Below are 1,263 nucleotides of genomic sequence, written 5' to 3'. Positions count from 1 at the left end.
CGACAGCACCCCCCACACCCTCGCCGAAAGGACCTGACCAACCGTGCTCTTCCTCTACTTCGTGCTGCTCGCCTGCAGCACGATCCTGCTGGTCGCCGGACTCGTGGAGCAGGCACGGCACTTCGCCAACCTGAACCGCATCCCGACCCGCGTCCTGGTCAACGGAATCCGCGGCAAGTCCTCCATCACCCGGCTGTGCGCGGGCGCGCTGCGCGGCGGTGAGCTGATCACGGTCGCCAAGACCACGGGCACGGCGGCCCGGTTCATCCACCCGGACGCGACCGAGGAGCCGGTCTACCGCAAGTTCGGCATCGCCAATGTGGTGGAGCAGATCGGGATCGTACGGCGCGCCGCCGCGTACAACCCCGACGCGCTGGTGATCGAGTGCATGGCCGTCATGCCGGCGCTCCAGGAGATCAATCAGTCGAAGCTGATCCGGTCCACTATCGGGGTGCTCTGCAACGTACGGGAGGACCACCTCGCCGAGATGGGCCCGACCCTCGACGACGTGGCGCGCTCGCTGTCCCGCTCGATGCCGGAGGACGGGATCTGTGTCACCGCGGAGAAGGACCGGTTCGCGATCCTCCAGGAGGAGGCGGACGCGCGTAACTGCCAACTGATCTACGCGGACCCGGAGACGGTCACCGACGAGGAGCTGCGGGGCTTCAGCTGGTTCACGTTCAAGGAGAACGTGGCCATCGCGCTGAAGGTCGCCGAACTGCTGGGCGTGGCGCGGGAGACCGCGCTCCAGGGGATGTACGACGCGCCGCCGGACCCGGGTGTGCTCTCCGTGGAGCGCTACCTCACGCCGGACGGCAAGCGGCTGCGGTTCGCGAACGTCTTCGCGGCGAACGACCCCGAGTCGACGCTGATGAACATCAATCAGTTGCTGGATCTGGGCGCGATCAACCGTCCGCTGCATGTGGTCATCAACTGCCGTCCCGACCGGGTCGAGCGCAACGGGCAGATGGGCGAGATCATTCCCGATCTCCAGCCGGAGAAGGTCTTTGTGATCGGCCACCCGGCGAAGAGCGCGATCGACGCGATTCCGGGGGAGTGGCGGTCGCGGGCGGTGGATCTGGGCGGTGACAAACGGGATCCCGAGGAGTTCATGCGGGAGCTGCTCGGGATGCTCGGGCCGGACTCGTCGCTGGTGGCGATCGGCAATATCCATGGGCAGGGAGAGCTGCTGCTGGAGCATCTCGCGGAGCTGCCGCCGGACGAGACGGCGGACGAGGCGGACGGGGCCGGGGGGCCGGGGGG

1 protein-coding gene is annotated in these 1,263 nt (G+C 67.9%); it reads left to right on the top strand.

The features are described from left to right. Nucleotides 1-43: 43 nt before the first annotated feature. Nucleotides 44-1,263, top strand: a 1,220-nt coding sequence (gene pgsB, locus WH07_RS34895; RefSeq protein WP_046509086.1) for a poly-gamma-glutamate synthase PgsB, incomplete at its 3' end; no start/stop codon positions are given.

The organism is Streptomyces odonnellii, assembly GCF_000981895.1.
In the GTDB taxonomy this organism is placed as follows: Bacteria; Actinomycetota; Actinomycetes; order Streptomycetales; family Streptomycetaceae; genus Streptomyces; species Streptomyces odonnellii.
Note: the sequence above shows the minus strand (reverse complement) of the source record. Positions and strands in the feature narration are given on the sequence as shown.